Origin of the sequence: Psittacicella gerlachiana, assembly GCF_003585965.1 — a bacterium.
Taxonomy (GTDB): Bacteria; Pseudomonadota; Gammaproteobacteria; order Enterobacterales; family Psittacicellaceae; genus Psittacicella; species Psittacicella gerlachiana.
This window is the reverse complement of sequence record NZ_NRJF01000148.1, coordinates 1-6,222: the sequence shown is the minus strand read 5'-3', so window position 1 is coordinate 6,222 and position 6,222 is coordinate 1. Positions and strand designations below refer to the sequence as shown.

Annotated in this window: 4 protein-coding genes; 3 read left to right on the top strand and 1 reads right to left on the bottom strand. The window is 33.6% G+C overall.

Translation table 11 applies throughout. The annotated features are described in order from the left end of the window. Positions 1-1,161 precede the first annotated feature (1,161 nt). From CKF59_RS05280 to CKF59_RS05270, 3 genes are all read left to right on the top strand, one after another. Positions 1,162-2,184, top strand: coding sequence for a hypothetical protein (locus tag CKF59_RS05280; protein WP_119534921.1), 1,023 nt, complete (start codon positions 1,162-1,164; stop codon positions 2,182-2,184). A 201-nt stretch (positions 2,185-2,385) separates the two neighbouring features. Continuing rightward, on the top strand, positions 2,386-3,738 hold the full coding sequence (locus CKF59_RS05275; RefSeq protein ID WP_119534920.1) for an MFS transporter: 1,353 nt from the start codon (positions 2,386-2,388) through the stop codon (positions 3,736-3,738). 416 nt (positions 3,739-4,154) lie between these two features. Next, positions 4,155-5,486: an MFS transporter gene (locus tag CKF59_RS05270; protein WP_119534919.1), complete on the top strand. Its 1,332-nt coding sequence runs from the start codon at positions 4,155-4,157 to the stop codon at positions 5,484-5,486. A gap of 191 nt (positions 5,487-5,677) precedes the next feature. On the opposite strand, the gene CKF59_RS05265 is transcribed toward CKF59_RS05270, so the two are convergent. Next, entirely contained in the window at positions 5,678-5,965 is a 288-nt protein-coding gene (locus CKF59_RS05265) for a putative quinol monooxygenase (RefSeq protein WP_222985610.1), read from the bottom strand. Positions 5,966-6,222: the final 257 nt, after the last annotated feature.

Below are 6,222 nucleotides of genomic sequence, written 5' to 3'. Positions count from 1 at the left end.
GAAAAAAGTCTTATATTTGTACTTCGAGAGAGATAAATCTCAAATTTTGTGTAGTTTTGAGCTAATACCCATAGATAATAGTGTGTGAATAGCGATTTTGTGTTCTTAATATTTTTGTGAATATTTAATAAACTTTTAGAGATGATTTGCTAATAGGTAAAAATTATTATCCAAAATTAATCTTATTGATTTTTAGTTTTGATAATTATTAAGATCTAGGCTTATCCTGAGGGAAAGTTGTCTTTTTTAGATTGATAATTCTTGATCAAGGAGAGTGAATGAGTAAAGCTAAAAAAGCAAAAATACTTATTGCTTAATCTTAAAGTGTGTAGAAAAAGGCATTTAAAAATAAGTGGGCTTGGTGGGTAAATGTAAATTATTTACAAAAAATAGATGACAAGAGAATTGATTTTGTTTATAATAAACTCATAACTTAAATATAGATAATATATACCAATATGCAAATGTGTCCACTCCTTACGAGGAAGTGGACTTTTTTTGTGTTTAAACTCAATAAAAAACATTGCTTAGTAACAATAAGTAAATGTAATAAAATTAAAGTTTTAATTTTTATTGAAAAAGTTTTGCGTATTTGGGATAGTTTGCAAGATAAAGTTGTGAATTAGAGAAAGGATTTGATTTATTAAGAGCTTGAAAAACGGGGTAAACAAAAGCGATCATGAGGTTAAACTTACCGAGTAACTAAGAGCAAATAAACAAAAAGTAGGTACAAGAGGAAAGATTGAAGAAGACAATTTTGGGTTTGCGAAGCTGACCACTTTTATAGGTAGATAGCTTTTTGCTTTTAAGAAGCTTAAATAGTAGTCTAGCTATCTTATGCTTAAAGTTAAAAAGTTTAAGATTTGATCAGATTTAATCACTAATTTGAGCAATCCTTATACCTAATATTTATCTTAGGCAAGAGGGTATGCTTCGTTTGTTTTAGACTTGGAGATAAGACAGGTGCACAGAAACAGTAAGTTTTGGGACTATCTCAGATCTAAGTTTTGTTTTTAAGTCTATTAGGAGTTAAGAGAAAAGTAACGACAAGCAGTAAACAAGCAATACAAAAGTAAAAGCCATGTGGGAGAGAAAAATTTCTTATAATAAGAAAGCAAAAAATTAGTTTATTCTTAGTGTAAGTAGATTTCAGGAGTAATTATGTCTTTACAAAATCATGATCTCGTTCAAGATAACTTGAGTGCGGTGAGTTTAGAATATATGGAAGCCATGGCTCAACTTAAAGCAAGTCAAGGTGAATACTCTGCTTCTTTTCTAAAACTTCGTCATGCTTCGCATCAATTAATCTCTGCCTTTAAAAAAGGACAAGAGTTTACAATTGAAGAAACAGAAGCAGAAGCCGAAGCCAAAACAAAAGTGCACATTGCAACTGAAGCACAGACCGAGGTTGGGCTGTTATTAGGTGCAGTATATCTTTGGAGTTTAAACTTCAATATAACTCCGGAAGAGTTTAGGGCAGAAATTTTAACCAACTTTCATCTCGCTCCTGCTCATGTCGAAGAAGTTCTACAGTTAAGTCTGCAATTACGTAATTGCATTATTATTAATTGCTTTACTGAAGAAGCCCAAGACTTTTGTCTCTTAAAACTCTTACAAAGTTTTTTAGCTCAGGATTCTACAATTTCTACTCTGCAAGCTCTTCAACTCTATAAAGATTTTACCGAAGGGGTAATCTTCTTTATTAATGCGTTTTTTTTAGAAAGTCCAAAAACTGAGCAAGAATTTGCTTCTGAGCAGGAAGCTATCTATGAAGATGAGTTAGCTTCTGCACAAGAAGATCTTGAAGAAGAGGATTTTCCTGCTGAGCAAGAACTGGAAGCTGAACAAGAGGAAGGCTTAGAACTCTATGAAGAGCTAGATGGAGAAGAAGATCGAGAAGCACAAGCAGGACTTGAGCAAATACTTGCAGACTCTTTAGCTGCTACAAACCAAGAAACTGCAGAGTTAATCCAAAACTATATGGTGCTAGGAGAAATTTGTAGTATTTGTGAGCAAGCCATTGCTTGTTTACAACAAGATGAATTTACCTGCTCAATGCAAAATGAAGTAGATGATATGATTATGATGCTTACCTATATGCTTGAAGCGAATAAACAACATCACGAGTTTAGAAGTGAGTTATCAACACCAACTGATTACTATCTCATTAGTTTGGTTGAATAAAACGGCAATTTCATTTTAAAGAAGCAAAAGCTAGAGTTTTTTAAGGCTCTAGCTTTTGCTTTAGGGATAAAGTTCAAAGGAAAAGAAAAAATCAAGATGAGAAAATAAAGTGCTTGGGTATATAATACATTTAGCCTTTTCAGGCGTTTAGTTCTCTTAAGGCATTTATAAATAATCACTTTAGAAAATTCATAGGTAGTTATGACAACCGAAAAATTAGAAGAGATGCCACAGGGTACAGCCTCTACGACATATAAAGGCTTTGATGCGGTAACTCCATATCAAATAGAATTACGTAAACGCATGCCTCCAACCTTGTGGTTAGTAATTATTTTGGCATTTTTTTCTGGTTATGTGGGTTTAGCTAATGACGCCATTACCCCTGCAATTAATGAATTAGTAGCGGACTTTCATACCGATACCGCTCATATTCAAGCGATAGTTCCTTATTTTGTCTTAGGTATGGGAATTGGGCAGTTTTTGTGGGGACCAACTATTGACCGCTTTGGACGCAAAACTATTGTTATTCTTTGTGCTTTAGTAGCGATTGCTTTGAATATAAGCATGATGGTAATTCATGAGTATTCAACTTTAGTAGCCGTAAGAATTTTTCAAGGCATTGTTTTTTCAGGGATGGGAGCAGTGCCTCAAATAGTCCTTAAAGATTTATTTTCACCACGTGATTTTGTGATTTATAACTCGTGGTTAATGACTTTATTCTTATTTGCTCCGGCAATAGCTCCTCTCTTTGGCGGGATTATTTTAGTTAAACTTAGTTGGCCATGGATTTATGCGATTATAAGTGTGATGATAGTAATTTCTACTATTTGTTATATCCTCTTTATTCCAGAAACGCTTGATCCTGAGAAAAAGCAACCCTTTAATACCACTCGCATCCTAAAAAACTATACTACGATTTTAACTACACCACGTTCACTGTGGTTAATCGTGCTTAATGCAATTTTTTCAATTGCGATGTTTAGTTTCCCTACTCTTTTACCAGCAATTTATATTACTGATTATGGGGTAGATCCAGATCACTTTGGTTATTACTTTCTTCCTTTAATAGTTTCCATTATGGTAGGGATTCAAGTCAACCAATGGTTTGTGAGACGTAATTACTCGCCAGTAAAATTATGGATTTTTGGAGCCATAGCTCAAGCTCTTACCACCATAGTTAATTTTATTGTGGTGTTGTACGGCTTAAATGTAAATACTATTCTTTTTGCTTTATGCTTAAATGTTCTCTTTAATGGTTTTCAGTTAGGTAATATGTTTGCTATTTACCTGATGCCTTATCCATATATGACGGGAACAGCAACTTCAATTATTACAGCACTTCGTTTAATTGTTGCTGGGGTAGTAGTAACCATTTTCTCTCATTTAGATCGAGCGGGAGGAGCGACTTTACTGATTACTAATGCTTTAGTGTTATTACTGTGTACCGCAATGAGTCTGATTTTTAATTTTATTTGGAAAATAGATGATTCAAGTAACCATTTAGCGACTACGAGTAAACCTGAAGTAGTGGTAAAAAATCAAGAGCACAAGTAAGCACTCAAGAGCAGAAATTAAAGCTAAGAGTTATTATAAAACCTCAAGGTTAGAATAAAACTAAGAAGGTAATTAAAAGTTTAATGTTAGAAAAATTCTAGATTTAGAGAGATTATAAGTAGCCCTAACCGGCTACTTATTTTTATGAGAAAGAAGTTTTTAGTACAGTTGTAAAAGAGAAAGTAATAATAGAGCAAGATAGAAAGTAAAAATTATGACTTTGCAAATTTAATGCAAAAGGAAGAGGGGATTGATGCGAAAAAAGTAAAAGAAGGAAAAATATTTAGGTGGAGAGAGGGGCGAAACTTTCCTTAATAAATGTACTTGACCTTTAAGCTACCGCTCTAACCCTCTTATATTTCTGAAAATTATCAGTATAATAGTGAAGATTTTAATGACGAAGATTAAAAATAAGTATGAGCAATAAAACAACAGAAGAACAAGTAGTAGGTCAAGCCTCAAGTACCTATGTGGGCTTTGATACTATTACCCCTTTCCAAGAACAATTACGTAAGAAAATACCAAAAATACCTGTACTGTTAATGATCTTGGTATTTTTCTCAGCATTCACCGGTTTTGCTAATGATGCTATGGTGCCTGGCATCAATGAACTCATGGAAGACTTCAAAGTTGATGGGAATCGCATTCAACAAATAGTTCCTTACTTTGTTATAGGTAATGGGATTGGACTCTTTTTATGGGGACCAACTATAGATCGTTTTGGGCGTCGTAGTATTATTGTTTTTTGTGGGATTCTTGCAATTCTCTTAAACTTTGCCGCTACCTTTGTAGATTCATTTTCTCATTTACTGGCGGTAAGGGTATTACAGGGAATTGTTTATGCGGGGATGGGAGCTGTACCTTCAGTAGTCCTCAAAGATGTTTTCTCACCACGTGATTTTGTGGTGTATAACTCTTGGCTCATTACCCTGTTCCTCTTTACCCCAGCAATCGCTCCTTTAATTGGAGGTTGGATTATTCTACATTCATCATGGCTATGGGTATTCCATGCTATTTCTTTAGCCATTATTTTTGCGATTCTCCTGTATGTATGGAAAATTCCTGAAACCTTAGATCCGGAAAAGCGTCAGTCTTTAAATACCATTAGGATTATCAAAAACTATGGTTCGATTTTAGCAACCCCAAGTTCTTTATGGTTACTATGCTTAAATATTTTCTATATGCTAGTAATCGTAGGACCACCAAGTTTATTACCGGTAATTGCAATTGGTGTATATGGTATTCCAGGAGAATACTTTGGTTATATCTCTTTACCTATAGTTGCTGCGGTAATGATTGGGATTCAAATCAACCAGTTTTGTTTACGCCGTAAGGCTTCACCAATCAAAATGTGGTTAGTAGGGACAAGTTTACAGTTACTATCTTTAGGATTTAACCTTTATGTAATTTTTACTTACCAAAATCTTTACCTCATTCTAGCTTGTATTTGTACCAACTGTTTATTTAACGGTTTACAAATTGGCAATACCATGGCAATTTACTTAATGCGTTATCCACATATGACCGGAACCGCAAGTTCAATGCTCAATGGTAGTCGAATGTTAATTGGTGGCGTGCTGGTAACTTTAATTGGATACTTACCAATTAATGGCGGTAAAACTTTATTAATTGCGATTACCATTTCGCTTGCGATTGCGGGCTTACTTTCATATGGTTATAACGTAATTTGGAAAACCAATACTGCAAGTAAAAATCTAGTAACTAGTGCTGATGAAGTTAAAGAATAGCTCATAAATAGTCAAGTTTTACTAGTAAGTAAATTTAACTTTTAGGTTATAAAGAGCATAAAGTTACATTAGGTTCATAAATTACATCTATACAAAAGGCATCAAGAATCAATCTTGATGCCTTTTGCTTTATCTATTTTTTTAATCTAAGATTAGTTTTAGATTAAGGTTAATTCATGATATAGATTAATTTAGTTTAAATACTCAACAACATTCACTTCGAGAGGTGCAGTTGCAATGGCTTCAATTAGAGGGATTGCCGTTAAAAAGTGATCTTGATTAATATGAGCTTGGAGATCTTGGTAGCTTTCCCATTGCTCAACAAAAGCATAAGTATAATCTTGTCCATCAACTTTACCACAATGGTAAGAGAGGTTACCTTGATCTTGGCGTGAAGCTTGAATTAAAGGAGCAATAATTTCTTCAAATTGTCCTTCTTTACCTGGTTGGAGTTTTACTACAGCGTATACAGCGAGCATAATTATTCCTCAAATTATAATCTAAGATATAGATATTATAGCACTTTACCCAAAAGGGGGAGATTGGATAAATAGCAAAAATAATCAGGTAAAAGCGAGAAAAAGAATAAAACCATTAGTTTTTGTGTGGGAATGGTGAAAGTGATTTAATTGAGTAAACACTCAGTTATTCCCGAAATCATGGGCTTTTTAGAAAATTCTGAAAAAAATCTCACTAAAACAAAAATGAGTAAATACTCACTTAACTATTTACAAAG

What these genes read in the sequence shown, in the direction of transcription:
- CKF59_RS05275 (WP_119534920.1), top strand. Translation starts at nt 2,386, where the DNA reads ATGACAACCGAAAAATTAGAAGAGATGCCACAGGGTACAGCCTCTACG.
- CKF59_RS05265 (WP_222985610.1), bottom strand. Translation starts at nt 5,965, where the DNA reads ATGCTCGCTGTATACGCTGTAGTAAAACTCCAACCAGGTAAAGAAGGA.
- CKF59_RS05270 (WP_119534919.1), top strand. Translation starts at nt 4,155, where the DNA reads ATGAGCAATAAAACAACAGAAGAACAAGTAGTAGGTCAAGCCTCAAGT.
- CKF59_RS05280 (WP_119534921.1), top strand. Translation starts at nt 1,162, where the DNA reads ATGTCTTTACAAAATCATGATCTCGTTCAAGATAACTTGAGTGCGGTG.